The 1,718-nt window shown below is 62.9% G+C and carries 2 protein-coding genes; both read right to left on the bottom strand.

Annotated elements, in window-relative coordinates; translation table 11 throughout:
• Positions 1-182: 182 nt before the first annotated feature.
• Positions 183-1,196, bottom strand: a complete 1,014-nt coding sequence (locus WBV89_RS03530) for an isopenicillin N synthase family dioxygenase (RefSeq protein WP_423979962.1) — start codon at positions 1,194-1,196, stop codon at positions 183-185.
• A gap of 3 nt (positions 1,197-1,199) precedes the next feature.
• A partial coding sequence (locus tag WBV89_RS03525) for a substrate-binding domain-containing protein (RefSeq protein WP_423979961.1) occupies positions 1,200-1,718 on the bottom strand: 519 nt, incomplete at its 5' end.

Raw genomic sequence — 1,718 nt, 5'->3', positions numbered from 1 at the left:
GAGCTGCGCGCAATCTGATCGGCGTCCATCGATCCGACGTGCCGTTTTCGGACGGTCTGAGGATCGCACATGGCGATTGATATGAGCGAGCTATTCCCCTGGACCGGACTGACCGATCGCTACGGCTGGAGCCCGTCGACGATCACAATATGCTCCGATCCGATGCGATCGGCAACGCCGTCTCAGCTGCCGATCGTGCCGCCGAAGGTGGTTTGCTTCACGAACTTTGAGTAGAGGTGATCTCCCGACGTGATCGGGTCGTGTCGAGGTTCTTCGCCCTCGAGAAGACACGTGGGGAGGCACTCGATCAGCGCGTCGTAGTTGGGCTGGTGGAAGAAGATCAGCGAGATTCTGCGGGAGTCGGCGGCCAGGTCGCGTGACGGGTTGACGACTCGGTGCATGGTTGACACCCAGGTGTCGTTCGTCCACTCGGCCATGAGGTCGCCGATGTTCACCACGAAACCGTCCTGCACGACGGGCACGTCGAGCCAGCTGCCGTCTTTGGCGAGAACTTGGAGGCCGCCGGGGCGGTCCTCCTGACGGACGATCGTGAGGCTTCCGTAGTCACTGTGTGCGCCGGCGCGGAGCTGACCTGGGAGCGGCTCGTCGGCCTGGTCGGGGTAGTTCATGATCCGCAGCATGCTGATGTGGCGATCGACCTTGTCCTCGAAGAAGTCGACGTCGAGGCCGAGTCCGAGTGCGAACATGCGCATCAGCTGTCGGCTGAGCTCACCCATTTCGGTGAAGTACCGCTCGAGCAACGGACGCATCTCGGGCATGGCAGTCGGCCAGACGTTCGGAGCGAAGTGCGGCCCAGCGGCGTCGCAGGTGAAGTAGTCGTCGGACGGCACGTCCGCTGGTCCGATGTCGAATTTCTCCTTCAGGTCTCCCGGCGCCTGGGCGTCGAGCGAGTAGGACAAACCCTCCTTGCCGACGCCGGTCCAGCCGCGAACCTGATCGGGGGCTGGTTGAGCAGCTGTCGACTTGGTGTCTTCGGGCAGGTCGAAGAACTTTTCCGCGGCGTTGTACACGTCCTGTACGAACGCCATGTCCAGCCCGGTGTTGACGATCTGGAAGAAGCCACTGTACGTGCACGCCTCATCGAGCCGTCGGGCGACGTCGGCCATCCCGCTCGGCGAACCGTCGAGAAACGGTCCGATGTCGATGACGGGGATGGTGGCATCGGTTGTCCCCATTGGTCAGATGTCCTGCACCTGATCGCGGAACGACTCGAACGTGTAGGGGTTCTCCGCGATGATGTCGTCGATGTTGTCGGCCGTGGCGATCACCTGCTCCACCGGGGTCTCGAAGGGAACGTCACTGCCCTGCAGTGCAGCGAGTACGGCGGTTCCACCGATCAGTCCGGTCTGGGCCGAGGAGTAATAACGGGAGGCCTCCAGGTACGGGGTCTTCAGCCACTCGACGAGTTCGTCGTCGCAGTCGGACCCGACGTGTACGACGCCCTCTTTGTCGTTGTCCTGCAGCCATTGGGCGATGCCGTTCGACATCGACGCCGAGTACGAGACGATTCCGGACAGATCGGGGTGCGCCTGGTAGGCGGTGGACACGACGTCAATCGCGGTCGTCCTGTCGAAGAAGCCCTGTTCGCGGACCACGACCTCGAAGCCGGACCCCTCGAGTGCCTCGTCGAGGCCTTGGTCGAGTTGCTCGCTGAAACCCTGTCCGAGCACGCCCTGTACGACGACGATCTTGCCGGG

It is taken from the genome of Ilumatobacter sp., from assembly GCF_049588435.1.
Classification (GTDB): domain Bacteria; phylum Actinomycetota; class Acidimicrobiia; order Acidimicrobiales; family Ilumatobacteraceae; genus Ilumatobacter_A.
The sequence above is the reverse complement of the archived record's forward strand: the minus strand, read 5'-3'. Positions and strand labels throughout refer to the sequence as shown.